Raw genomic sequence first — 25198 nt, 5'->3', positions numbered from 1 at the left:
GAAACCTCATTGTCCGGCCAGCGTGTTGAGCTGGAGGATCGGGAGCAGGATAGATAGCACGATCGTCGCGACGATGCCGCCCATCACGACGATGATCAGCGGTTCGAGCAACGACAGCGCGGTGGCGGTAAAACGGTCGAACTCGCGTTCGAGATAGTCGGCGGCGCGCTCCAGCATCTCGTCGAGACGACCGGCGGCTTCTCCGCTCGCTGCGAGATAGGTCAGCAGCGGCGGGAAGACGCCCGCGCGACGCATCGCGGCGGAGAGCGAACCACCGCCGCGGATCGCGTCGACGATCTGGTCGGAGGCGAGGCGGAGGCGGCGGTTGTAGATCGTGCTGGCGGTGAGGTTGAGGCCGTCGAGCAGAGGCAAGCGGCTCGCGACCATCGTGCCGAGCGTGCGCGCCATGCGCGCGGCATGGAGGTCGCGGATCAGGCGACCGAGTAGCGGGATGCGGAGCAGCCACCCGTCGAACGCGAGCCTGAGCGTCGGGTCCTTGAGCGCCCGCCACCCGGCGAGGCCGCCACCGACAACGATCAGCAGCATCACCCACCAGTATCCGACGAGGAACGCGGAGAACGCCATCACCATCCGCGTGAGCAGCGGGAGTTGCTGGCCGACCGTGTCGAATTGCTCGACGACCTGCGGCACGACGAACATCATCAGCGCGGTGACGACGCCGAACGCAACAAGCGCGAGGATCGAGGGATAGGCTAGCGCGGTGATGAGCTTGCCGCGGATCTCGGCCTGGCGTTCGAGCAGCGCCGCGAGCCGGTCGAGGATGGTCGGGAGCGAGCCCGAGCTTTCGCCGGCGGACACCATCGCGCGATAAAGCGGGGGGAAGCTTTTCGGTTCGCGCGCCATCGCGTCGGCGAGGCGGCGGCCTTCGACGACGCCGGCGTGAACGTGCTGGACTATCGTGCGGACGCTGTCCTGCTCGGTTTGCCGCGTGATCGTGCGAAGCGATTCCTCCAGCGGGGAGACGCGATTTAGCGTGGCGAGCTGGCGGGTGAAAAGGGTGAGGTTCTTGCCCGACATCTTCGGCGTTCCGAGCTGGAGGCCGAAGAGTGGGCGGCCTTTGGTCGCCTGCGGGGGCGCGCCGGGGGTGATCTTGACCACGTAGAACTTGCGCGCGTCGAGCGTCGCGCGCGCAACGTCGATATCGGCCGCCGCGACGTGGCCGCGACGTTCCGCGCCCTTCGTGTCGATCGCGATGTAGTCGAAATCAGCCATGACGTGCCTCGTCACCCCGGACCTGTTCCGGGGTCCACGGTCCCGCACACTCGATGGCTTCAGGCTTCGCAGCACGGTGGATGCCGGAACAAGCCCGGCATGACAAGGGAGCGAGGTTATGCAACTGCCACCTCGTGCACGACTTCGGTTGTGTCGCGCCGGGATACGCGGACGGCTTCTTCAGCGGTGGTCTGGCCTGAGAGGACCAGGTCGCGGGCCGACTGCGCCAGGTTTGGCGATTTGGCGAACGCGTGCGCGGTTATCTCCGATTCGTGGCCGTCGGTGTTGATCAGGCGGCGGATCGTGTCGTCGATGCGGACGGCCTCGAAGACGCCGATCCGCCCCTTGTAGCCGGTCTGGTTGCAGTCCTCACAGCCCTGTGCGACGTAGACGACCGCGTCGGACGCGATGCCGAGCAGTGGCGCGACCGTGTCGGACGCTGGCACCGCCTTGCGACACGTCGGGCACAGCCGCCGCACGAGCCGCTGGGCGATCACCGCGCGCAGCGTCGAAGCGAGCAGGAAGCTCTCGACCTTCATGTCGCGCATGCGGGTGATCGCGCCGATCGCGTCGTTGGTGTGGACCGTCGACAGCACGAGATGCCCCGTCAGCGATGCCTGCACGGCGATCTCGGCGGTCTCGCGGTCGCGGATTTCGCCGACCATCACGACGTCGGGATCCTGGCGGAGGATCGCGCGAAGGCCCGCTGCGAAGGTCAGGCCGACCTTCGGGTTGACCTGCGTCTGGCCGACGCCGTCGACCGCGTACTCCACCGGATCCTCGACGGTGAGGATGTTCCGGCTGCCGTCGTTGAGCAGGCGGAGCGCGGCGTAGAGCGACGTGGTCTTGCCCGAGCCGGTCGGACCGGTGACGAGGATGATGCCGTTGGGTTCGCTCAACGCCTCATTTAGCAGCGCGAACAGTGCGGGCGGCAAGCCGAGCGCTTCGAGGTCGATGCCGGCGTTCTCCTTGTCGAGAATACGCAGCACCACGCGTTCCCCTGCGCGGCTCGGCAGCGTCGAGACGCGGACGTCGAGCAGCTTGCCACCGAGCGTCAGGCCCATGCGGCCGTCCTGTGGGACGCGGCGCTCGGCGATGTCGAGGCGCGCCATGACCTTGATGCGGCTGACCACCACCGGGGCAACGTTGGGCGGCATACGCAGCGTTTCGCGCAGCATGCCGTCGATGCGCATGCGGACGACTAGGCCGGACTCATATGGCTCGATGTGGATGTCGGACACGCCGTTTCGCGCGGCATCGGCGATGATGCCGTTGATGAGGCGGATCGCGGGAGCGTCGTCGGCGGTGTCGAGCAGATCCTCCGCGGTCGGCATGTCGCCGGCGAGCAGGTCGAGTTCGTCGCCCATGCCGACTGCGGCGAGCGCGTTGGCCTGGCCGTCCATCGCGTAGACGTTCGAGAGGAGGCGATCGAACGCGACCTGCTCGACGAACGTCACGTCGAACGGGCGGGCGAGGTAGCGGCGGAGTTCGAGCAGGACCTTCGGGTCCGCGCCGGCGCGCATGGCGATGGTGAGGTGGGAGTCCGTATCGGTGTGGTCGACGACGACGCCGAACTTTCGGGCGAAGGCGTAGGGGATGGTGATCTGGGGGAGGTCACTGCTCCCCTCCCGCTCGCGGGAGGGGTTGGGGGAGGGAATGACATACCCCTCGATCGCATCGTCCGTGATCGAGGCAGCCCCTCCCCCGACCCCTCCCGCAAGCGGGAGGGGGGAAGTAAGCTCGATCTCGTGGCCTTCGCGGATGATCATTTCTTTGGTCGCACAACCATCGTCGAGGTGCGTACCGGCACCGCGATGCGCGGATCCTCGATGCTCCCGGGGATCGGTGCGCTCGGGATCGGCGGGGCTGCGCCCATGTAGTCGCGGACGAGCTGATCGATCGAAGGCTCGGCGCCCGGCTCCTGCAAGCCCTGTTGCAGGCGGACATAGCCGTAGCGCTGCTCGGTCAGCTTGCGGCTGTCCTCCGCGGTGCGCAGGATCGTCGGGCGAATGAAGATCATCAGGTTGGTTTTCGACCGCTGTTTCGCCTTCGACGTGAACAGATGGCCGAGCACGGGGATGTCGCCGAGCAGCGGGATCTTCTCGATCGTGCGCCGCTCGTTATCGTCGAGCAGGCCGCTGATCACCGCGATCTGGCCGTCGTCGACGGTGCGGACGGTCTCGACCTCGCGCTTGTTGAGGATCAGGTCGCTGTTGTCGCTCGACACCGGGCCGGCGATCGAACTGACTTCGAGGCGCAGGTTGAGCTTCACGGTACCGCTCGAGTTCACCTGCGGGCGGACGGTCAGCTCGATGCCGACATTCTGGCGCTGCGTGGTGCGGAAGGCGTTGTCGAAATTGGTGCTGAGCGCCTGCCCCGTGGTGATCGGAATCTCCTGCCCGACGAGGCTGTGCGCCTCCTGGTTGTCGAGCGTGACGAGGTGTGGGACCTGGAGCAGGTTGGAGGTCGTGTCGCTCTTCACCGCGTTGATGATTGCGCCGAAGAACGTGCTGCCGATCTTGCCGCCGAACCCGCCGAAGCCGCCGGTAGCCGCGAGGATCGACGCGATCGCGGACTGCTGCAGTGCGTCCGCCGCGGCATTGGGGGTGTTCGTTTCGGTGCGCGTGCCGTCGGGCGCGACGACCGTCGTGCCGTTGCCGCCGATCGAGCGCGCGCCGATCGCGCCCGCGATCTGGAGGATGTTGGGCGCGGAGTTCGAGAAGGTCGATGCGCCGAACGCGCCACCGCTCGGGTCACCGACGATGAACTGTGCGCCGAGCGTGCGTGCGGTCGAATCGGAGACTTCGGCGACGATCGCCTCGACCAGTACCTGTTCGCGGCGCGTGTCGAGCTGGCGGACGACCTCGTTAAGCTGGCGCTGGATCTCGGCGGGTGCGGCGATGACGATCGCGTTGGCGCCGGCAAAGCGCGTGACGACCGCGGCGGTCTTGCCGCCGGCCGCGGTGATCGCAGCCTGGCCGGACCCGCCGCCTCCGCCGCTCGACGAAGGGCCAGACTGCGGGATTTGTGGTTGCGAGAAGTTCGACTGGCCGCCGGACGCGCCGTTGGTGCTGCTCGATCCGAAGTTCGAGCGCGACAATGCCGTCTGCACGGGCTGCGTCGGGGTCTGGCCGACGAGTTCCTGCAACACTGGCAGCAACTGTTCGGCATCGGCGTTCTCGAGGAAGACGACCTTGATCTCGGTACCGTTGCGCGCCTTCTGGTCGAGGTCGGCGGCGACCTGTGCGAGGCGGGCGACGGTGGTCGGATCGCCGCGCAGGGCGACGGCGTTCGAGCCCTCGACTGCGACGACCGACGCGCTCGGACCGGAGCCTGCGCCGCCGGCCTGCCCGCCTTGACCGCCGCCAGTGCCGGCGCCGATCAGCCCCTGGAGCGCAGTCGCGATCTCCTTGGCACTCGCGTTCTTGAGCGCGACGACGCGCGTGGAGGACGTATCGGTGTCGATCCGACGGAGGACTTCGCGGATGCGGCGGATGTTGTCGGCGAAATCGACCACGACGAGGCTGTTGCCGCCGCGGTTCGCGCTGACCGAGCCTTGCGCGCTGACCAGGGGGCGGACCGTCTCGACCGCGGACTGCGCGTCGATCGCGCGGAGTCGGATGATCTCGGTGACGTAGCTGTTGCGTGCGGCGCCCGCGACGCCGATCCGGCTCGGCTGCGAGGCGGCGTTGTCGAGCGGCTGGACGCGGAACGCCCCGCCCGAGGTCGGCACCGCGACGAGGCCGTTGGCGCGCAGGGTCGAGAGAAATATCTCGAAATATTCGGAGCGCGACAGCGGGCGATCGGTGACCACCGTCACCTTGCCGGCGACGCGGTTGTCGATGATGAACGTGCGCCCGGTGACCTTGGCGGCATCGGCGATGAACGCGCGGATGTCGGCATCGCGGACGTTGAGCGTGGTCTGGGCGTGAACGCCGGCCGCCAGCGCGAGCGCTATAACGGGGCCGAGAAACAGTTTTTTCATTGGGGGGGCGCGATCGTGATGGCGAGCGGCAGGGTATCCTGGCCGCGTTCTACGGTGATGGGGACGTTGCCGCCGCCCGCGAAATCCTTGGCGATGCGGTCGAGATCGCCGGGACCGGAAACGGGACGCCCGCCGATCGAGGTAACGACGTCGCCGTCCTTGAGCCCGGCCGAGCGGAACGCGTTGCCCGAGCCTTGCGAGCGGACGGTGAGCCCGCTGATGCGGCCGCCGTCGATCCGCGGGATGAAGCCGATCTCGCTGCGCAACTGCGCGACGGGGATGCCGACGACGGGGGCAACGGCACCGGACGCGCCCGCCGGTGCCGCGCCGGGGACGACCGGCGTGACGGCGCCCGACTGGTCGAGGAACAGGTCTTCGTCGGCGCCGCCGCGGTCGATCGTGACGTGATCGAACGCGACCGCCTTGAGACGCACGCCGGGCTGGATCTCGTCACCAACCGCAACGCTCTGCTGGACGCCGTCGGGACCGGCGATGATCGCGGAGCTGCGGCCCATCGCTTCATCCATCCGCGTGCCGAACAGGGTCAATTGGAGCGACGTGACGGTGGCGGGTGCGCCGGCCGCGCCACCGAGGCGGAAAAACGGGTCGAAGCCACGCAGGATGTCGGCGGGCGAACCCACCACCATCGGCGCGGCCGGGCGCCAGTCGCCGAGCGGCGTGATCGGCGTCACGATCGTCCACGCCAGCCGCGCGCACTGCACCGCCAGCCCGGCCAGCAGCGCGAGTTCGACGACACTATAAACATTCACGACCGGCATACGCCGCAAGATACGGCGCGCCCGCGCGTCCAGCTTCAATCGCATCCGCGACCCACCCCAATTTCCCGCTCTCTTCGTCGCGTAGGCATGCCATGTTACAATTCCGCGTCAATGGCTTGCGCGTTGGTTGCTTCGATTCTGATGGGGTAGCGCTTCGCGTCGGCGATGGGCAGAAGGCGTGCATGTCCGATCCCCTCCCGTCCAGCGGCTCCGGCCTGCCTCCCGAAGCGATCATCGCGCGGCTTTCCGTACCCGGCGTGCAGCGCGTACCTAGCCCGAAACTCGACCTGTTCGTGCGGCGCGACTTCCTGCCGCCGGATTTGTGCGCGACGCTGATCGAGCGGATCGACGCGGTGCGGCGGCCGTCGACGATCTCCGATTCGAACGGCGACGCGAACTATCGGACGAGCGAGACGGGCGACCTGTCGCCGCTCGATCCGGTAGCGATCGAGGTCGAGCGCAGGATCGCCGCGCTGACCGGACTCGACCCGGTGTACGGCGAACCGCTCCAGGGGCAGCGCTACGCGGTAGGGCAGGAGTTCAAGGGGCACACCGATTATTTCGAGCCGAACGGCGTCGATTATCAGCGTTATTGCGGCGTCGCGGGCAATCGGACGTGGACCGTCATGATCTACCTCAACCAGCCTGAAGCTGGCGGCGCGACGCGGTTCAAGGCGATCGACAAGATCGTCCAGCCGGAAACGGGCAAGCTGCTGGCGTGGAACAACCGGCGGGCGGATGGGAGCATGAACGCGGCGACGCTGCATCATGGGATGAAGGTGCGCGCGGGGGTCAAGTATGTGATCACCAAATGGTTTCGCGAGAAGCCCTGGGGTTAGGCTTGGCCTGGGGCCATGATTGGTCTGGCGAGAACGGACGGATTGGCGCAGCGGCGACTCCTGCGCCTCAGCACCTAGCACTCTCAAAGCACCGCCCCGGCGAAGGCCGGGGTCCAGTTGGGCAACGCTGCTGACGAAGGACGGCGCTACGTTACACCGACCTTTCCAACTGGGCCCCGGCCTTCGCCGGGGAGGTCATCTTCTTGGGAGGTCGGTCGCTCCGACTGCGCTCGCCACTGGAGCGCAACCCGAACGACCGCCCCTTCCTCAGAACGTCGTGCTGATCCCCAGCGTGAACACCTGACCCAGGTTGTACCGGTTGATGTACACCTTGTTGCCGTTCTCGAACGTCTGCCCCTCGGTGAAGCGCGTCTTGGTAAGGTTGCGGGCCTCGGCCTTCACCTCGAACTTGGCGCCGCGCAGTTCGACACCCTGGCGGGCGACGAGATCGAGGCGGATGCCGGGCTTCTCGATGATGTCGGGCAGGAAGCCCGTGCCGCCGAGGTTCGACGGGCCGCGGTTGGTTACGCGGTCGCTGGCGTAGTTGAACAACAACGTGATCTGCGACAGCCGCTTGGTGTCTTCCAGACCGAGCTGGACGTTGACGAGATGGTCCGACTGGCCGGTGAGCGGCGCGCCGTCGCGGAAGTTACCCGTGGCCGGCGCGAAGCCGGCCTGGCAGCCCGCGACCTTGGTCGTCTGGTCAACGACGTTCGGGACGCAGCTGCCGTCCACCGTGATCGACGACTGCGTATAGGTGTAGTTGGCGATGAACAGCAGGCGGCGCGTCGCGAAGAAATCGCTGCCGAGCGTGTAGAGCGGCACGTATTTCTGGAACTCGACCTCGCCGCCGTACAGCTCGGCCTTGGGCAGGTTGGTGAAGCCGGTCTGCAGACGATCGTCGGCACCGGTGTAGAAACCGACCTGCTCGATCGGCTTGTCGATCCGCTTGTAGAACGCGCCGAGCGTGAAGCGCTGGTCACGCGCAAAGAACCATTCGTAGCGCGCATCGAGATTGTAGAGCTTGGTATCCTGCAACAGCGGGTTACCGAAGAACAGGCGATCCGATTCGGGATCGCGGAACTGCTGTGGTGCAAGCTCGCGGAACTGCGGGCGCGAGATCGTCTTCGACGCGCTGGCGCGAAGCTGCATGTCGGGCGCGAAGTTCCAGGTCAGCGTCGAGGCTGGCAGGAAGTAATCGTTCTTCAGCCGCGTCGTGGTCGCGCCGATCGGGGTAACCCGCTCGTCCGCCGTCTCGTAGCGCACGCCGATCGTCGCGCGGACGCCGTCGGTCGCCTCGGCCTCGGCCTGGACATAGCCCGCATGAATCCGCAGCGACGCGTCATATTGATACGCACCGAGCGGGGTATTGAACTGCAATTCGAGCGAGTTTAGCGGATCGTTGGTATCGATCGCCAGCAGGTAATCCGGACGGAGCAGATTGTACGGATAGCCCGGTGCCGTGCCGCCACCGCGCGGCGTCTGGTAGTTGAACTGCAGACGCGACGACGTACGCTTCGTATCCGAGTAGAAATAGCCGGTCGACAGCGTCATCGGCCGATCGGTCGACAGCTTGTACGCGGCATCCGCCTGCCCGCTGTAGAGGTCTTCCTTCAATTCGCTGAAGATGATCGATGCGAACGGCGAGAAGCGCTGCGTCACCTGGTAGGCGCCGTTGCACTGCGCGCCGCCGGTCCCGTTCGGATCCTGCACCATGATCGGCTGGCCGGTCGTGGTGGTGTTCGAGCAGAGATAGTCGAACTGCCGCTCGTACGGCGCATTGCGCTTCGAATTAGCGTAAGCGCCGCGGACGTCGAGCGTCAGCGCGTCGACGGGCTTGAACGCACCGACCAGCTGGCTCTCGAACAGCTGCCGTTCGAACCAGTTGGTGTTCTGCTGGAAACGCAGGCCGCTCGAGTTGTTGTAGGTGGTCGCCGCCGACCCACGCGCCTGCTTCAGCGTGTCGTGGATATAGACGTTGGTCAGCTTGATGCTGTTCTCGCCGAACTCGTAGCCGACACCGATCAGCGCATTGGCGACGATCCGGTTGTCGGTCAGCAGGGTCTGAAAATCGTTGCGAAGCAGACCTTCGTTGGTGACCGAATCCTGCTGCGTGATGCTGCGGGTGCGGAACGTGTTGCTCGCGCTGACCGACGCGATCACGCCGAGCCGGCCCGAACCGATGTCGAACACCGAGCCGCCGCTGATCTCGCCCGAGAAATTGGCGGGGAGCTGGTTGTTGCGCTGGAGCAGCGAAGTCGAGGCGTTGCTGAGCGTCGCAGCCTGCGCGGCCGAGATGTTGCCGGTGCCGCTCGGCGCGTTCTTGATGAAGCTCGGCACTTTCCGCGTGCCGTCGTCGAAGCCGATCCAGTCGGCATCGCCACCATAATAGGTGTAGCCGAGTTCGCTGGTGGTCGCGGTGTCGGCCGAGACCGAGCCGCCGAACGACAGGAAGTTCTTGTCCGGGATCGCCTTGGTCGTGAGGTTGATCACGCCGCCGCCGAATTCACCGGGATAGTTCACCGAATAGGTCTTCTGGACCAGCGCCGACCCGACGATCGTGGTCGGGAAGATGTCGAGCGGGACCGAGCGGCGCAGAGGCTCGGGGCTCGGCAGTGGCGAACCGTTGAGCAGCGACGACGAGTAGCGATCGCCGAGACCGCGGACGTAGACGAAGCCGTTGCCGACGATGCTGAGACCGGTGACGCGCGACAGCGCGCCGGCGATGTCGCCTTCGCCGGTGCGCGCAATGTCCTCGGTCGACAGGATCGAGACGACCTGCGGGGTCGCGCGGACGAAGTTCGGGATGTTGCGGCCGACGACGACGATGTCCTCGCCGCCATTGGGATCATAGCCCGGCGTCGACACTTCGGCCTCCGCTCCGGCAGCCTGGGGCGCGGAGGTGTCGACCGGCGTCGAGGTCGGGCCGGTCTGCGTAGTCGAGGCGGGTGGCGAGGCGGCTGGAGCGGGTGCGGCGCCGCCGGTCTGGGCCAGCACCGCGGGCGCGACCAGCTGCGAGGTCAGGAGAAGTAAGGTGGCATAGCCGAAGCGCGTTTGCATGGCCGAATATCCAGATCAGGGGGTCTATGGGCGAATGCCGGGGTGGTCTTTGGAACCACCCCGGCATCGCTGCTCACATCATCGACTGCGGAGAGCCGACCGGAAGCGTTACCGGCCGTTGCAGTTGAAGTAGACCGAGGTGAAGATCGGCGGACCCTGGTCCTGCTTCGAGGCATCGGCCGCGCGGATCGTCGAGCGATCGGCCTGGCTGGTTTCCTGCGCGATCAGGTTGAGGCAGGCGACGGTCGCCGGCGTCTTCACGATGCCGTTGATGAAGCGCATGTCCGAACCACCACGCTGGCGGATCGCGGCCGGCGCAAGCGCGGTCTGCACGAACGTGAAGTTCGAATACTGACCGAAGGTACGGGGCAGCAGGTCCTCGGCACCGTTCGAGTCGATCTCGGTCGAGAACGAGTCGGCGGTCGCACCCAGCAGGCGCTGTGCGGCGATGATGAACTGCATGAAGCCGCGATAGCCGTTGTCGATATCGTAGCCGTCGTCGTCTGCGCCGGTGACCGCGAAATACTTGATGTTCGTGGTGCCGCCGAAGATCTCGATGCCGTCATCGGCCGAGTTGTGGCTCTGGACGTGATCGATCGTCGTCCCCGAACCGGTGCCGCCAAGCGTCAGGCCCTGGAGCTCGTTGCCGTCGCTGATCGCGATGCCGCTGTAGCGGATCTGGACATACTGCATCGTGCCGCTGTTGTCGGCCGCCGTCGGGCCACCGTAAAAGCGGCCGGTGACGCCTTCGATCGCCTGCTGGCAGGTCGTGCTCGTGCCGCCGGCGTTGTTCGGACCGGTACCGGTGGCGCAGACCGCGACGGGCGCGCGGCCGAGCAGGATGATCCCGCCCCACTGGCCCTGCGTCGCATCGCTGACGCCGTTGGCGGTCAGGTTCTGCTGCGACGTGAAGATGATCGGCGCGTCGCGCGTACCGACGGCGCTGATCTTCGACCCACGGTTGACGAGCAGGAGATCGGCGGTGACTTCGGTCGAGTCCGCGGCGACGACGACGCCCGGTGCGATCGTCAGCGTCACGCCGGTATCCGCACCGGTCGTGCCGACATCGGCGCCGACTTCGGTCTGGCCGCGCAGGCGGTAGAACACGCCGGCGATCTTCGGCAGCGTCAGGCTGGACGTGATGTTGGTCGGCAGGCGGCAGGCGCGAAACGTCTGGACCAGGCCGTCGTCGATCGTGCCGGTCGGGCACGCTGCGGCCGAACCGCCAGCGCCGACAGCAGGAACCGCGGTGCAGCGCGCGGTCGTGCTGCCGCCGAACTCGGCCGACGTGGAAGCGCAGGTCCAGCCCTGGAACGCGGTGTCGGTCGGGCCGTTGAGCGCGCCGACGAAGTTGGTGCTGGCGAAGAACGGGTTGATCGACGACGGGTCGGTCGCGGTCGTGGCGGACGTCGCGGCGGTCGGGTACACGCCGGTCAGGACGTTGGTGCCGCTGACGTTGTTGTTGGTGCCGGCGTTGACGATCGCAAGCTGCTCATCGGCGCTGATCGTGATCGTGCCGTCCGAGCGGCCGCCCGAGGTCGAGGCGAACTGCGCGGCCGTGATCGCCGATGGGGTCGGCGTCGGGGTGGACGGCGTCGGGGTCGGCGTGGCTGGCGGGGTGATGATCACCGTGCCTGCGCCCGGCGAAGCGACGTCGTCGGCACCGCCGCAAGCGGTGAGTGCGAGGCAGGCCGTGCCGGTCAGCAGGATCGTGCCGAGGCGAGTAAAGCTGGTCATGCGAAGGACTCCCGAGTCGTACCGTTGATTGTTCGGATCGACCCAGGCTCCCCCCTGCCGACCGTGACATGGCGGTTAGGCTGGCCAGATGACGCCGCGATGCGATTTCGGTTACGCTTGCGTGACTATGATATGACGGTTCGATGACTGTCGATTGGGGTGCTTCTGGCCTGCGGGGTTGAAAACCGCGCTATCGAACACATCTCTTCCGATCCGGCGCGCGATGATTTACAGGCGCTGCCAGAGTCACTGCTCCCAAGACCTCTGGCGCAATCCTGCGTCCGGACGGTCAGACCGATATTACAGGATTATCTCACGACAATGGCCTCTTTCAAGGACCCCAGTTTCCAGGACCGCACGAGCAGCGCAGCCGCCGCCAAGCAGAAGGCGCTCGAGGCGCTGAAGGCGAAGCCGCCGATCGACGAAGCCGTCGTTGCCGAGCGCCTTGCCGCGCGCGAAGCCAAGGAATTGGCCGAGCGTGAGAAGCGCGCTGCCAAGCGTGCTGCAGAGGACGAGGCAAAGGCTGCGAAGAAGGCCGAGGCCGAGGCTGCTGCTGCTAAGAAGCGCGAGGCTGAGGCTAAGGTAGAGCTGACCGATGCCGAGAAGAAGGCGATTCGTGACGCTAAGTATGCGGCGCGGAAGAACAAGAAGAAGTGATTTTTGGGCGGTCTTTTGGCCGCCGATTTTGATTGAACGACTGCTCGCTTGGAGCAACCGTCTCCAAAAGAGACCGCCACCCCGGTGAAGGCCGGGGCCCAGTTGGCAAGGTCGCAGTGGTGAAGCGCAGTCCACCGTTGGCAACGTCCCCCAGCTGGGCCCGGCCTTCGCCGGGGTGGTGGCTAAGGAGTGGACGAACCCTACTAACAAGCGTGTTCTCCCGCGAAGGCGGGAGCCTAGTCTGGGCTCCCGCCTTCGCGGGAGAACAACTAAGGGTGGGTAACAGAAGGGTTGAAGTGACCCTACTCCGCCTGCTCCCAACCGCCCCCCAGCGCCTTGAACAACGCGACCGTCAGTTGCCGCAACTGCGCATCGCTCGACACCAGCTGTTCGCGCGCCGTCAGCACGTCCGTCTCCGCGTTCAGCAGCGTCGTCTGCGCCACGAAGCCGGTCCGGTACTGCGACTCCGCCGCCTTCGCGCTGCTCTGCGCATCGACCACCGCCCGCTGCAGAGCCGCATTCCGCCTCCGCTCGGCAGCGATCTGCGCGAGCGGATCCTCGACGTCGCGCAAAGCCTGCAACACGGTCGAGCGATAGCGGAGATACGCCTGCTCGCGGTCCTCCTCGCGCGACTTCACGGTCGACTTGCGCCGGCCCCAGTCCAGCAACGGGAACTGCGCCGCGCCGGACGCGGTCAGCTGGAGGCTGTCACCCGAGAACAGATTGCCGAGCGCAGTCGAGATCAGCTGGCTCATGCCGGTCAGGCTGAACTTCGGATACATATCCGCTACCGCAACGCCGATATCTGCGGTCGAGGCAGCCAGATCGCGCTCGGCCGCGCGAATGTCGGGGCGACGACGCAACAGTTCCGACGGCAACCCGGCTGGGATGGTGGGCACGCCGAGCGGTGCGACCGAAGGTGCTGCGAGTTCGGACATCAGCGTCGCGGGTGGCTCGCCGAGCAGGATCGCCAGTGCGTGCATGCGGACATCGACATCGGCACGGACCGGCTCGGCGCGCGCTTCCGTAGATGTGATCGAAGCGCGCTGACGGGTGACGTCGATCGGCGGAACGAGGCCCACCTTGGCCGTGTTGCCCGCGATCTCGAGCGCACGACGCTGGCGGACGATCTCGCCCTCGATCGTCACGATCTGCGCCTGATCGAGCCGGAGCGCGAAATACGCCTGCGCGACTTCGGCCGCGAGCGTCACCGCCGCGTCGCGCTTCGACCAGACCGCCGCTTCGGTCCTTGCCCGCGCGCCCTCGGTGCTGCGCCGGACGCCGCCGAACAGGTCGAGCTCCCAGCTTGCGTCGAACCCGACCGAGTACGTCGTGATCCCGCTGCCGGGCAGTGCGATGCCGCCGGTCGAGCCGGTGCCCCCTGCCCCCGTGCCGCCGCTGAACGCGCGTGCGATCGACGAGAGGCCGGCGTTCTTGCTGAACTCGATATGGCTCGGGCTGGCGCTCGCGTTGACGCTCGGCAACCCCTGCGAGCGCGCGACGATCTCCTGCAATCGCGCCTGCCGCACGCGCGAGGCGGCGATCGCGATGTCGGGATTGCCCTTCAACGCGCGCTCGACCAGCCCGTCCAATTGCGAATCGCCGAACGCGGACCACCAGCGGGCCGGATCGACCGTCGTCCCAACTGTGGCCTGCGGACCCACGAACGCCGGCGGCACCGCCATCTCCGGCGGGCTGTAGTTCGGGCCGACGGTGCACCCCGCGAGCAGGGCCGCAACCGCAACCACCATGAACCGCGCACGCATCAATGCATCCCTCCCGAGGGCGCGCCGCCGGTCTTGCCGGAGCGCATGAATAGAACCAGTGGCGCGACGACCAGTACGACCACCATCATCGCGCGGAACACGTCTAGGAACGCGAGCATCGTCGCCTGCCGCTGCATCTGGCTGTAGAGAACGGCCAACGGCGTCGTCGCATCGCCCTGCCCGCCGAATACGCTCGTCGCCTTCTGCATCCAGTCGTTATAATTCGGATCGAGCGGGTTGAGCGTCTGCGTCAGTTCAGACTGGTGCCGCTGCAATCCGCCCGCAAGTTGAGTCTGCGCGAAACAGATGCCGATCGTCCCGCCCAGGTTTCGCGAGACGTTGAGCAGACTAGACGCCTGCGCGGTCTGCGTCTGCTTGAGCCCGACATAAGCGATCGCGTTGATCGGCACGAACAGGAACGGCAGCGCCATCGCCTGGAACAGCCGCGCGAACGCCGCATCGGAGAACGCGATGTCGGCGGTCAGGTGGCTCATGTTCCACAGCGCGAACGCCTGCACCAGCAACGCCGGGAACAGCAGGAAGCGGACGTCGACCAGCCCGCTTAGTCGCCCTGCGAACGGCACCATGACAAGCGTCGCGAGACCGCCGGCGGTCAGCGCGAGACCGGCGTCGAGCGAGCTGTAGCCGAGCACCTGTTGCAGCATCTGCGGTATCAGCTGCGTGGTGCCGAACAGGATCATGCCGGTGACGCCCATCACGCCGATCGTCAGCGCGAAGTTGCGATTCTTCAGCAGCTTGAGGTCGATTACCGGGTCCTTGTGGTTCAGTTCCCAGATCACGAGCGTGACCAGCGATACCGCGGCGATGATCGCCGACATGACGATGAAGCCGCTCGAAAACCAGTCCTCGCGCTCGCCGCGATCGAAGGTGAGTTCGAGGAAGCCGAGCCCGAGTGCGACCAGCGCGACGCCGACATAGTCGATCGTCAGGCCGTTCTTGAACCGCTCGTCGCGGTCCTTCTTCACCTGCGGCGGCTCGTCGACGAACGTCTCGACCAGAAACCACGCGGCGATGCCGACGGGGACGTTGATCAGGAACACCCAGTGCCAGCTCGAATATTCGACGATGTAGCCGCCGAGCGTTGGCCCGAGCACGGGGCCGACGACGACGACGATCGCGAACGCGGCGAACGCCATCCCACGTTGTTTCGGCGGGAAGGTGTCGGCGAGGATGGACTGCTCGACCGGCGCGAGGCCGCCGCCGCCAATGCCTTGCAGCACGCGGGCGACGACGAGCGTAGCGATATTGGGCGCAAGGCCGCACATCAGCGAGGCAAGCGTGAACAAGGCAATCGACAGCAGGAAATAGCGCTTTCGGCCGATCGCGTCCGACAGCCAGCCCGAGATCGGGATGACGATCGCGTTGGCGACGAGATAACTGGTCAGCACCCACGTCGCCTGATCGGTGGTGATCGACAGCCCGCCCGAGATATGATCGAGCGCGACGTTGGCGATCGAGGTGTCGAGCACCTCCATGAAGGTTGGGATCGAGATGATCGCGACGATCAGCCACGGGCTGTACTTGCCCGCCGCCGACCGGCTTGGCGACCACGTGTGACCGCCCCCCGCATCGGCCTTAGCAGGAGCCTCGGCCACCTCAGCGCACCTTGACGGTCGGCACCACCGACATGCCGGGGCCGATCGGATAGCGCTTCGGATCGGGGCCGTTCTTCGCGTCGAACACGATACGGACGGGGACGCGCTGGACGACCTTCACATAGTTGCCGGTCGCGTTTTGCGGGGGCAGCAGGGCGAACGCCTGGCCGGCGCCGCGCTGGATCGAGTCGACATGACCCTTGAAATCGACGCCGGGATACGCGTCGACATGGATGTCGACGGGCTGGCCGATCTTCATCAGCGTGAGCTGCGTTTCCTTGAAGTTCGCCGTCACCCACATTGTGTCGGGGACGATCGCCATCAGCTGCGTGCCGGGCGCGACATAGGAGCCGACGTTGACCGAGCGGTTGACGACCTGCCCCGCGACCGGCGCGGTCAGGCGGAGATCACCGATCGTGACGTTCGCCTGGTCGACCTGCGCGCGACGGGCGTCGATCACCGACTTGGCCGCGCCGACCTGCTTCCTGGCGACGCTGATCTGCGCGGTGGCGGTGTCGATCTGCTCGCGGGCGGCGGCGGCATCGGCGGCGGTCTGGCGCGCGGTGGCGCGCGCCTGATCGAGCTGTTGACCGGCGACCGCGCTCGGATCGAGCCGCAGCAACGCCTCGTAGCGCGCGAGATCCTGCTGGGCCTTTACCGCGGCGGCCATCGGGACGCGGGCTTGTGCCGCAGCCTGCTGGCGTTGGGCCTCGGCGGCGGTGACCTGCGCCTGTGCCTGCGCGAACTGTGCGCGGGCCTGCGATTCGTTTGCCTGCGCCTCGGCGACCTGGGCATCGCGGCCGGATGCCTTGATGACCGCGAGCAGGCGGCCCGCTTCGACGTGGCGATTGTCGATATCGGCGACCTGGACCAGCGTGCCCGCGACCTGGGGCGCAAGGCGGACGATGTGCGTGTCGACGAACGCGTCGTCGGTCGATTCGAACTGGCGCGCATGGAGCCAGTAGAGCACGCCGCCGATGATCAGCCCGCCGACGACGATGACGAGGACGATCCAGAACAGCGGCTTCTTGAAGACCGACGGCTTCTTCTCGTCGCCGTCGGCCTTGTCGTCAGACTCGTCTTGCTGGTCGGTATCGGACTGCTGGTCCTGGCCGTTCGGATCGTCCTTGGGATCCTCATCGTCATGGTTGGCGTCGGAGTGGTTCGTCTGGTCGGTCATGCCTGGCCCTGTTCTTCAGCACGCATCGAATCGAGAATGGCGTCGATATTGGCGTCGATACGCGCCTTGATATCGAGGATGTCGTTGGGTTCGAGCACATCGCGCTCAAGCAATTTGAGGCAGGTCGCGCGGTTCGCCCGCAGCGTGATGACCTGCCCCATCAAGGTGATCGTCGCGATCCTGCCCGTGCGGATTTCGGCGCAACCGGTGGCGATGCAGACCAGGTCGCTCAGCCTGCGCACCATCTGACCCATCACGCCGCCATAGATCCGCTCGAACGCCTCGCCCGGCTTCATCTGTTCGCGGAGCACAAACAGCGTCCAGTCGGCGCTCTCGTTGCTGGCCATCTTGTCCGCAAGCCGGCCGAAGATGCGGTGAATCTGGGCGCGGGCTTCGCTCACGTCGTCCGCTGCGACATCATGCGACAGCTCGGACGGCTCGCCCAAAACGGCCGTCATGCGCTCGGCGATCCGGTCGGCGGCGGCGAGGTACAGGCCCTCCTTGCCGCCGTAGTGATAGGTGATCGACGACATCGCGGTGCCGGCCGCTGCGGCAATGCCACGCGTGCTCGCCCCCTCCAGCCCCTTGGTGCCGAATTCGCTGATCGCGATGTCGAGGAGTCGGGATTGGAGCACGGGGGGGCGTTTAGTTCGATCGAACGAACCAGCCTAATGAAGAAGCTGTCATGTTTGGGTTTGCCACCCGATACAACCTGAATTCCCCCCTCCCTGCAAGGGAGGGGTTGGGGGGTGGGTAGGCCCGCTCGCGCCGCGACTGTTCGGCGATACGGAAACCGACCCACCCCCGGCTCCTCCCTTCCAGGGAGGGGGGGAGAAGATCGGAGTGCAGCGCCAGAAACAGCAACGCCGGCCCCTTCGTGCGAAGGAACCGGCGTAAATCTGGTGGGCGCGGCTGGGATTGAACCAGCGACCCCACCCGTGTGAAGGGTGTGCTCTACCACTGAGCTACGCGCCCGAAACTCGTTCGGAAGCGGGCCTTTAGGCAGGGGATGCCCGCCTGTCTAGCCCTTTGACGTCGATCCCTTCGATCCTCCCCCCGCAAGGGGGAGGTGGCGCCGAAGGCGACGGAGGGGGGGACCACGCAACGAAGGGTACCGTTTACCGCCCCCTCCGTCAGGCTGTCGCCTGCCACCTCCCCCTGGCGGGGGAGGATTCCACCGGGCCTAGTTGACCGCGTCCTTCAAGCCCTTGCCGGCCTTGAACTTCGGCTGGGTCGACGCCTTGATCGTCATCGGCTCGCCGGTGCGGGGATTGCGCCCGGTCGAGGCCTTGCGCTTCGAGATCGAGAACGTGCCGAAACCGACCAGGCGAACCTCGTCGCCCTTCTTCAACGATGCCTCGATCGCGTCGAACACCGCCTCGACCGCCTTGACCGCGTCGGCTTTTACCAGCCCGGACGTGTCAGCCACCGTAGCGATCAGCTCCTGCTTGTTCATATAATCCCCCGGAAAAACTCGAATCGGCCGAGATGGACTCGCGACCGCAATCAGCGCGCAATAATGCGGCGGCCCCGTCTGCTGTCAAACGAAACCGCCGTATTGTCGCTTACGATCCAAACATGGATCAGTGGTGAAGACCACCCCCAACCGGTGCGATCGGTGCCGGCGGCAGTGCCGCGAGCTCATCCGCGTCGGTCCACTCGATCGCCTCGAGCGGCTCGGTCAGCGCCAGGCGAAGCACCTCGTCAACATGCGAAACCGGGATGATCTTCAGCCCCGCCTTGATGTTCGCCGGGATCTCCGCGAGGTCCTTCTCGTTCTCGGCCGGGATCAGCACCGTCTCGATCCCGCCACGGAGCGCGGCGAGCAGCTTCTCCTTGAGGCCACCGATCGGCAGCACGCGACCACGCAGCGTAACCTCGCCAGTCATCGCCACCTCGCGCCGGATCGGCACGCCGGTCAGCGTCGAGACGATCGACGTGACCATACCGATACCCGCCGACGGACCATCCTTCGGCACCGCACCCTCGGGCAGATGGATGTGGATATCCTTCCGCGCGAACAGGCTCGGCTTGATCCCGTAGCTCGGCGCACGCGCCTTCACATAGCTGAACGCGGTCTCGATCGACTCCTTCATCACGTCGCCGAGCGTACCGGTGAGCTTGGCCTGACCCTTGCCTGCAACCGTCACGCTCTCGATCGTCAGCAGTTCGCCGCCGACCTCGGTCCAGGCAAGGCCGGTGACCGCACCGATCTGGTTCTCGGTCTCGCCGAGACCGTGGCGATACTTCTGCACGCCGGCATATTCGCCGATGTTCTCGGGCGTGATCGTGACGCTGGTCGTCTTGTTTTCGAGGATTTGGCGCAGCGCCTTGCGGCACAGCTTGGCAATCTCGCGCTCCAGCGTACGCACGCCAGCCTCCCGCGTGTACTGTTGGATGAGCGTACGAAGCCCCTCCTGCGTCAGCGTGAACTCGCCCGGCTTCAACCCGTGCGCCTCGATCTGCTTCTCAACCAGATGACGCTCGGCGATCTCAACCTTCTCGTCCTCGGTATAGCCCTCCAGACGGATGATCTCCATGCGGTCGAGCAGCGCCTGCGGCAGGTTCAGCGAGTTCGCCGTGCAGACGAACATCACGTCCGACAGGTCGATGTCGACCTCCAGATAATGATCCTGGAACTTGCCGTTCTGCTCCGGATCGAGGACCTCGAGCAGCGCCGAGGCCGGATCGCCACGGAAATCCTGGCCGAGCTTGTCGATCTCGTCGAGCAGGAACAGCGGGTTCGACGTGCCGGCCTTTTTGAGGTTCGTCACGATCTTGCCCGGCAGCGAACCGATATAGGTGCGGCGATGCCCACGGATCTCGGCCTCGTCACGCACGCCGCCGAGCGACTGGCGGATGAACTCGCGCCCGGTCGCCTTGGCGATCGACTTGCCCAGCGAGGTCTTGCCGACGCCGGGAGGGCCGACGAGGCACAGGATCGGCCCCTTCAGCTTGTTGGTGCGCGCCTGCACGGCGAGATACTCGACGATCCGGTCCTTGACCTTCTCGAGCGCATAATGATCCTCGTCCAGCGTCACCTGTGCGGCGGCGATGTCCTTCTTGATCTTAGACTTCTTGCCCCACGGCAGCCCGAGCAGCACGTCGAGATAATTGCGCACGACGGTCGCCTCGGCGCTCATCGGCGCCATCGTCTTGAGCTTCTTCAGCTCCGACGTTGCCTTGCCGCGGGCTTCCTTGCTCATCTTGAGCGTCGCGATCTTCTGCGTCAGCTCGGCGATTTCGTCGCCTTCGCCCTCGCCATCCTCGTTGCCGAGTTCACGCTGGATCGCCTTCAACTGCTCATTGAGGTAATATTCGCGCTGCGTCTTCTCCATCTGGCGCTTGACGCGGCTCTTGATCTTCTTCTCGACCTGGAGGACGCCCAGCTCGCCCTCCATCGCGGCGAACGCCATTTCGAGGCGCTTCGACGGATTGGTTTCGAGCAGGATCGCCTGCTTCTCGGCGACCTTGATTTGGACGTTCGCGATCACCGCATCGGACAGCTTCGACGCGTCCTCGATCTCGGACAGCTGCACCGAGGTTTCGGACGAGAGCTTGCGGTTGAGCTTGGCGTAGTTCTCGAACTGGTCGACCACCGAGCGCATCAGCGCGATGAGTTCCGGCCCTTCGACCTCGGCATCGGCAACCGGCTCGACCGTGGCGGTCAGGAAGTCGCCGCTTTCGTCGAGCGTTTCCAGCGTCGCGCGGCCCTTGCCCTCGACCAGCACGCGAACGGTGCCATCGGGGAGCTTCAATAGCTGGAGCACGGTCGCGGTGACGCCCATCGAATACAGGTCGTCGCGCGAGGGATCGTCCTCTGCGGGATCGACCTGCGCGACGAGATAGATCTCCTTGTCCGCCGCCATCGCCGCCTCGAGCGCGGCAACGGACTTATCGCGGCCGACGAACAGCGGCACGATCATGTGCGGGAACACGACGATGTCGCGAAGGGGAAGGACGGGGTACTGGGTCATGAACGCTCCGGTGGGTGCCTGCATGGGGGCATAATCTACAGCTTATATGGTGAGGATGAACCGTCCATCAATTGGTTGGCGGTGGTTAGGGGTTTTCGCGCGTCGCCCAAGCGCCGGCCGTTCTCCTGCGAACGCAGGAGTCCAGGGTAACGGGCGGCGGTTTCAGTGATCCTGGGCTCCTGCGTTCGCAAGAGAACGGCCGGTGGCGGATCGCACTTGTATGCGTGCCGCTCAGGCGCGAGAACGCGGCATGATCTCGCGTTTTCTCCTCGCCGCCAGCGCCACCGCGCTTCTAGCCGCCGCCCCGCTCCCGAAGAAGGGCGAGCCCGCGATCACCGCGCAGACGCAGCGGTCTGGTGGCGTACTGACACCCGAACAGACCGCGCTTCGGTTCGACAGCGCGGACTTGGCGTTCGAAGTGCTGCCCGAGACGGAGAGCCTGAACGGTGTCGCCACGCTGGTCTTTACGGCCAAGGCCCCCCTCACCCGCTTGCCGATCGACCTCGACCGCAATCTGCCGGTCAGCGCGATCGCGATCGACGGTGTGCCGCTCGCCCCCTCGGCGTGGAGCAATCCCGAGGGACGGCTCATGATCACGCTGCCCAAGCCGGTCGCAGCCGGCGGCAAGGTCACCGCGAAGATTACTTATGGCGCCACGCCGCACGTCGCGGTGAAGGCGCCGTGGGACGACGGGATGGTCTGGTCGAAGACGCCCGACGGTCGCGCCTGGTTCGCGACGACCGCGGAGGGCTATGGCTGCGACCTGTTCTGGCCGTGTCTGGACTTTCCAACCGGCGAGCCCGCGCTGGTGACGCTGCACATTACCGTGCCGAAGGGGCTGAAGGCGCCGTCTAACGGCGTGCTGCTCGGCGTCGATACGCTGGCTGATGGGCGGACGACGTGGAACTGGCGCGCCAAGCATCCCAATACCTATGGCATCGCGCTGAACGTCGGGCCGTATGAGGAGATCAGCGGCACCTACAAGAGCCGGTTCGGCAACAGCATCCCAATGTTTTACTGGTACCTGCCGGGCGAGAAGGTGCAGGCGGAAAAGCTGTTCGCCGAGTTCGCGCCGACGCTCGATTTCTTCGAGAGCATGATCGGGCCCTACCCGTTCGGCGACGAGAAGGTCGGCGTGGTCGAGACGCCGCACAAGGGCATGGAGCACCAGACGATCAACGCGTACGGCAACGAGTACGCCAAGGCGCCGGAGGGGTTCGACTGGCTGTTCCAGCACGAGTTCGCGCATGAGTGGTTCGGCAACCAGCTGACCGCCGCCAATTGGGACGATTACTGGCTGCACGAGGGCTACGGCACATACATGCAGCCGCTCTATGGCCAGTGGCGCGAGGGGCGTGCGCGGTACGCGACGATCATGCAGACCGAACGCGCGTCGATCATGAACCTCAAGCCGATCACGCAACAGCGTGTCACCACCGAGGAGGAGGTGTACGAACTCGACAAGGGCGGTGCGGGGCAGGACATCTACTACAAGGGCTCGTGGATGCTCCACACGCTGCGCGCGCTGATCGGCGACAAGGCGTTCTTCGATGTGACGCGGCTGGCCGTGTACGGGCGCGCGGACCCGAAACCGGGGAATTTTGCGCCGCGATTCGGGTCGACGAAGGAATATGAGGCGCTCATGCGGAAAGTGACGGGGAAGGACTATAAATGGTTCTTCGACGTGTATCTTCGGCAGGCGGCGCTGCCTGAACTGGTCGAGACGCGGACGGGGAATATGCTGACTTTGGCCTGGAAGGTGCCGGGGAATGGCCCGTTCCCGCTGCCGGTGCAGGTGCAGATCGACGGCAAGACGCGGACTTTGCCGATGACTGGGGGAAAGGCGAGCTTGTCGGTCCTGGCGGGCGCGCATGTCGTGATCGATCCGGATGCGCTGGTCTTGCGGCGTAGTATTGCACTCGAAGACGTTGCCGCCTGGAAAGCCACACAAGCTGCGAAGGCCAAGCCCCAATGACCTTTCCACCGTTCCCCCGCGAAGGCGGGGGCCCAGGGTCCCAAGAGACGATGCCCGTAACTCCTGGGGCCCTGCGTGCGCAGGAGAACATCTGGGGATCGCGCGCGGCAGAGATGGCGGCGATCTTCATGGTCGGCGACGGGTTGATCGGGCTGTTGCAACCGCGCCGCCACGTCGATCTCTGGAAGGACGACGCGCTTGGCACCGAGAAACTCGTCGCACCGTTCGTCGACCGCCCCGGCCGCCGTCGCCTCTACGCCGTCGTGCAGATCGCCGCCGGCCTAGCCTTGGCTGCACGCCGAAAGCGATGACCCTGCCGCGGTGGCCCCTCCTGGCACTGGCGCTCGCCGGCTGCGGTTCGAGTCCCGACGCCGGCACGACCAGCCAGATCGCCAGCGGCGAACGTGTCTTCCGCCGCTGCACCGCGTGCCACACGATTGGGCAATATGCGGGCGATACCGATGGGCCGAACCTCTACGGCGTTATGGGCGGCCCGATCGGTGAGCGGCGTCCGCGCTTCTCCTACACCGCTGGGCTGAAAGCGCTGGGCGGCAAATGGGACGCCAAGCGCATGGACGCCTGGCTCACCAACCCGCGCAAGATGGTGCCCGGCACGACGATGGCCTTCGCAGGCCTCCCCGATCCAAAGGACCGCGCCGACGTCATCGCATATCTGTCGACGCAGGGGCCCTGAGCTTACGGCACCACCGTCGTGAAGAGATATGCGGCGAAGATCACGAGGTGGACGACGCCCTGCAACACCGTCGTCCGCCCAGTGCCGAGCGACAGCGTCGCCACGAACAGCGACAGGGCCAGCAGCGTCATGCTCTTCGCGTCGATGCCGAGCGCTATCGGGAGGTCGAGGACCAGCGATACGATCGCGACGCTCGGAATCGTCAGCCCGATCGTCGCCAGCGCGGAGCCTAGTGCAAGGTTGAGACTGGTCTGCAACCGGTTGCGCCGCGCCGACTTGTAGGCAGCCAAGCTTTCAGGCGCGAGCACCAGCGCGGCGATCACCACGCCGACCACGGTCAGCGGCAGGCCGGCACCGAGCACCGCGGCCTCGATCGTCGGTGACAGCGTCTTCGCGAGCAGCACCACCGACACCAGCGCGACCAGCAGCGCGGCGAAGGCGATGCCCGTCGCGCGACCCGATGGCGGCGCGGCGTGATCGTCCTTATCGTCGGTCGACGGCAGGAAATAATCGCGGTGGCGCACCGTCTGCACCAGCACGAACGTCCCGTAGAGGATCAGCGATACGACCGCGACGAACATCAATTGCGATGCCGCGTAGGTCGGGCCCTGTGTCGACGACGTATAGTTCGGCAGGATCAGCGACAGCACCGCCATCGCCGCGAGCACGCCGAGCGCTGCGGTCATTCCCTTCAGCGTGAACCGCTGCTCATGATGCCGCACCGCGCCCGCGAGCAGGCAGATGCCGATGATGAAATTGAGGATGATCATGATCGCCGCGAACACCGTATCGCGCGCGAGCGTGGTCGCGTCGCCGGCGTTGGAGAGCATCAGCGAGACGATCAGCGAGACCTCGATCACGGTGACCGCGATCGCGAGGACGAGCGTCCCGAACGGCTCGCCGACCTTATGCGCGATGACCTCGGCGTGGTGGACCGCGGCGAGCACACTGCCGATCAGCACGATCACGGCGGCGGCGGTGCCGAGCGTGCCCATCTTGGCGAGGCCGACGAGGACGGCGAGCAGCCCCAGGCCCGGCGCGATCAGCGTCCAGATCGGTAGCGCCAAGCGGTCCGACATCGTCTCCACTACGTGTTCGTTCGGTCGGTCGGCCACTTCGATCGTCATGCATGCTCCCTCGTTCCACTTGGTCAACGAATGCGCGAGGGCCGATAAGGGTCCGAGTCGGGGCAATTGCGGGGCGGCGCGGATCGGGTAGGATGCGGCGATGCTGTCCGCCGATCTTCGCGAAACGCTGGTCATGGTCGCAGATGCGATGCGGGATGCGCACGACCCGTGGTGTGTCATTGCGAGCACGGCGGTGGCGCTCCACGGAGTGGCGCCGATCGAGGTTGGCGATGTCGATGTGCTGATGAGCGTGACAGATGCTCGGCGGTCGATGGACCAGCTCGGGGTCGTACCCATTGAGGACGGCGCGAGTGCGCTCTTCCGGTCGACGCTGTTCGCGCAATGGGAGACGCCACCTTTGGTCGTCGAGCTCATGGCGGGGTTTCGTGTTGCGACGGGATCGGGGTGGACGGAGGTGCTACCCCGGACGCGCGTGCCTGTCCTCGTCGACGGGTCCGTAGTTTATGTGCCTGACCGTGCTGAACTGGCCGAAATGCTCAGGCTGTTCGGACGTCCCAAGGATCTGGAGCGGGTTCGGCTACTGACCTCGTAGTTCTGTCCTTACTCTTCTCA

Annotated in this window: 19 protein-coding genes and 1 tRNA gene; 6 read left to right on the top strand and 14 right to left on the bottom strand. The window is 66.0% G+C overall.

What is annotated here, in order from left to right:
• Positions 1-6: 6 nt before the first annotated feature.
• The 4 genes from gspF to AC1ME3_RS13050 form a co-directional block, all read right to left on the bottom strand.
• Entirely contained in the window at positions 7-1233 is a 1227-nt protein-coding gene (gene gspF, locus AC1ME3_RS13065) for a type II secretion system inner membrane protein GspF (RefSeq protein WP_480953489.1), read from the bottom strand.
• A gap of 116 nt (positions 1234-1349) precedes the next feature.
• The gene (locus tag AC1ME3_RS13060; RefSeq protein ID WP_480953488.1) at positions 1350-3002 is read right to left on the bottom strand and encodes a GspE/PulE family protein; all 1653 of its coding nucleotides are present in this window, start codon (positions 3000-3002) and stop codon (positions 1350-1352) included.
• Complete coding sequence (gene gspD, locus AC1ME3_RS13055) at positions 2999-5218, bottom strand: type II secretion system secretin GspD (protein ID WP_480953487.1); 2220 nt, start codon at positions 5216-5218, stop codon at positions 2999-3001. Before gspD ends, AC1ME3_RS13060 begins: the two co-directional genes overlap by 4 nt.
• Positions 5215-5997 (bottom strand): type II secretion system protein N, encoded by a 783-nt coding sequence (locus AC1ME3_RS13050; protein WP_480955829.1) that lies wholly within the window; start codon positions 5995-5997, stop codon positions 5215-5217. The genes gspD and AC1ME3_RS13050 overlap by 4 nt, the downstream gene beginning before the upstream one ends.
• A gap of 182 nt (positions 5998-6179) precedes the next feature.
• On the opposite strand from AC1ME3_RS13050, the gene AC1ME3_RS13045 reads away from it, so the two are divergent.
• Entirely contained in the window at positions 6180-6836 is a 657-nt protein-coding gene (locus tag AC1ME3_RS13045; RefSeq protein WP_480953486.1) for a prolyl hydroxylase family protein, read from the top strand.
• A 267-nt stretch (positions 6837-7103) separates the two neighbouring features.
• Here the strand turns inward: AC1ME3_RS13045 and AC1ME3_RS13040 are convergent, their stop codons facing one another.
• Positions 7104-9896, bottom strand: a complete 2793-nt coding sequence (locus tag AC1ME3_RS13040; protein WP_480953485.1) for a TonB-dependent receptor domain-containing protein — start codon at positions 9894-9896, stop codon at positions 7104-7106.
• 108 nt (positions 9897-10004) lie between these two features.
• On the bottom strand, positions 10005-11633 hold the full coding sequence (locus AC1ME3_RS13035) for a hypothetical protein (RefSeq protein WP_480953484.1): 1629 nt from the start codon (positions 11631-11633) through the stop codon (positions 10005-10007).
• 321 nt (positions 11634-11954) lie between these two features.
• Between AC1ME3_RS13035 and AC1ME3_RS13030 the strand changes: the two genes are divergently transcribed.
• Positions 11955-12290 (top strand): DUF6481 family protein, encoded by a 336-nt coding sequence (locus AC1ME3_RS13030; RefSeq protein WP_132740214.1) that lies wholly within the window; start codon positions 11955-11957, stop codon positions 12288-12290.
• Between the two features lie 302 nt (positions 12291-12592).
• Here AC1ME3_RS13030 and AC1ME3_RS13025 read toward each other — a convergent pair whose 3' ends face one another.
• The 7 genes from AC1ME3_RS13025 to lon form a co-directional block, all read right to left on the bottom strand.
• The gene (locus AC1ME3_RS13025) at positions 12593-14056 is read right to left on the bottom strand and encodes an efflux transporter outer membrane subunit (RefSeq protein ID WP_480953483.1); all 1464 of its coding nucleotides are present in this window, start codon (positions 14054-14056) and stop codon (positions 12593-12595) included.
• Positions 14056-15672, bottom strand: a complete 1617-nt coding sequence (locus AC1ME3_RS13020; RefSeq protein WP_480953482.1) for a DHA2 family efflux MFS transporter permease subunit — start codon at positions 15670-15672, stop codon at positions 14056-14058. The genes AC1ME3_RS13025 and AC1ME3_RS13020 overlap by 1 nt, the downstream gene beginning before the upstream one ends.
• A gap of 1 nt (position 15673) precedes the next feature.
• A complete protein-coding gene (locus AC1ME3_RS13015) occupies positions 15674-16852 on the bottom strand; it encodes an HlyD family secretion protein (protein ID WP_480953481.1) in 1179 nt (392 codons plus the stop codon).
• The gene (locus AC1ME3_RS13010) at positions 16849-17487 is read right to left on the bottom strand and encodes a CerR family C-terminal domain-containing protein (protein ID WP_480953480.1); all 639 of its coding nucleotides are present in this window, start codon (positions 17485-17487) and stop codon (positions 16849-16851) included. Before AC1ME3_RS13010 ends, AC1ME3_RS13015 begins: the two co-directional genes overlap by 4 nt.
• A 265-nt stretch (positions 17488-17752) precedes the next feature.
• Positions 17753-17827 (bottom strand) — tRNA-Val (locus tag AC1ME3_RS13005).
• A gap of 208 nt (positions 17828-18035) precedes the next feature.
• Positions 18036-18332: an HU family DNA-binding protein gene (locus tag AC1ME3_RS13000; protein ID WP_268795398.1), complete on the bottom strand. Its 297-nt coding sequence runs from the start codon at positions 18330-18332 to the stop codon at positions 18036-18038.
• A gap of 103 nt (positions 18333-18435) precedes the next feature.
• The gene (gene lon, locus AC1ME3_RS12995) at positions 18436-20829 is read right to left on the bottom strand and encodes an endopeptidase La (protein ID WP_056057990.1); all 2394 of its coding nucleotides are present in this window, start codon (positions 20827-20829) and stop codon (positions 18436-18438) included.
• 250 nt (positions 20830-21079) lie between these two features.
• Here lon and AC1ME3_RS12990 point away from each other — a divergent pair, with 250 nt between their 5' ends.
• From AC1ME3_RS12990 to AC1ME3_RS12980, 3 genes are read left to right on the top strand one after another with little or no spacing between them, the layout of a single operon-like run.
• Positions 21080-22804: a M1 family metallopeptidase gene (locus tag AC1ME3_RS12990; protein ID WP_480953479.1), complete on the top strand. Its 1725-nt coding sequence runs from the start codon at positions 21080-21082 to the stop codon at positions 22802-22804.
• Positions 22805-22854: 50 nt separating this feature from the next.
• Positions 22855-23115 carry a hypothetical protein gene (locus AC1ME3_RS12985; RefSeq protein WP_480953478.1) on the top strand — a complete coding sequence of 87 codons (261 nt, stop codon included), beginning with the start codon at positions 22855-22857 and terminating at the stop codon, positions 23113-23115.
• A complete protein-coding gene (locus AC1ME3_RS12980; RefSeq protein ID WP_480953477.1) occupies positions 23112-23498 on the top strand; it encodes a c-type cytochrome in 387 nt (128 codons plus the stop codon). The genes AC1ME3_RS12985 and AC1ME3_RS12980 overlap by 4 nt, the downstream gene beginning before the upstream one ends.
• Before the next feature lie 2 nt (positions 23499-23500).
• Here AC1ME3_RS12980 and AC1ME3_RS12975 read toward each other — a convergent pair whose 3' ends face one another.
• The gene (locus tag AC1ME3_RS12975) at positions 23501-24625 is read right to left on the bottom strand and encodes a calcium:cation antiporter (protein ID WP_480953476.1); all 1125 of its coding nucleotides are present in this window, start codon (positions 24623-24625) and stop codon (positions 23501-23503) included.
• A gap of 100 nt (positions 24626-24725) precedes the next feature.
• On the opposite strand from AC1ME3_RS12975, the gene AC1ME3_RS12970 reads away from it, so the two are divergent.
• Positions 24726-25178, top strand: coding sequence for a hypothetical protein (locus AC1ME3_RS12970; protein WP_480953475.1), 453 nt, complete (start codon positions 24726-24728; stop codon positions 25176-25178).
• The last annotated feature ends 20 nt before the right edge of the window (positions 25179-25198 follow it).

The organism is Sphingomonas sp. BL2 (genome assembly GCF_056680015.1).
Note: the sequence above shows the minus strand (reverse complement) of the source record. Positions and strands in the feature narration are given on the sequence as shown.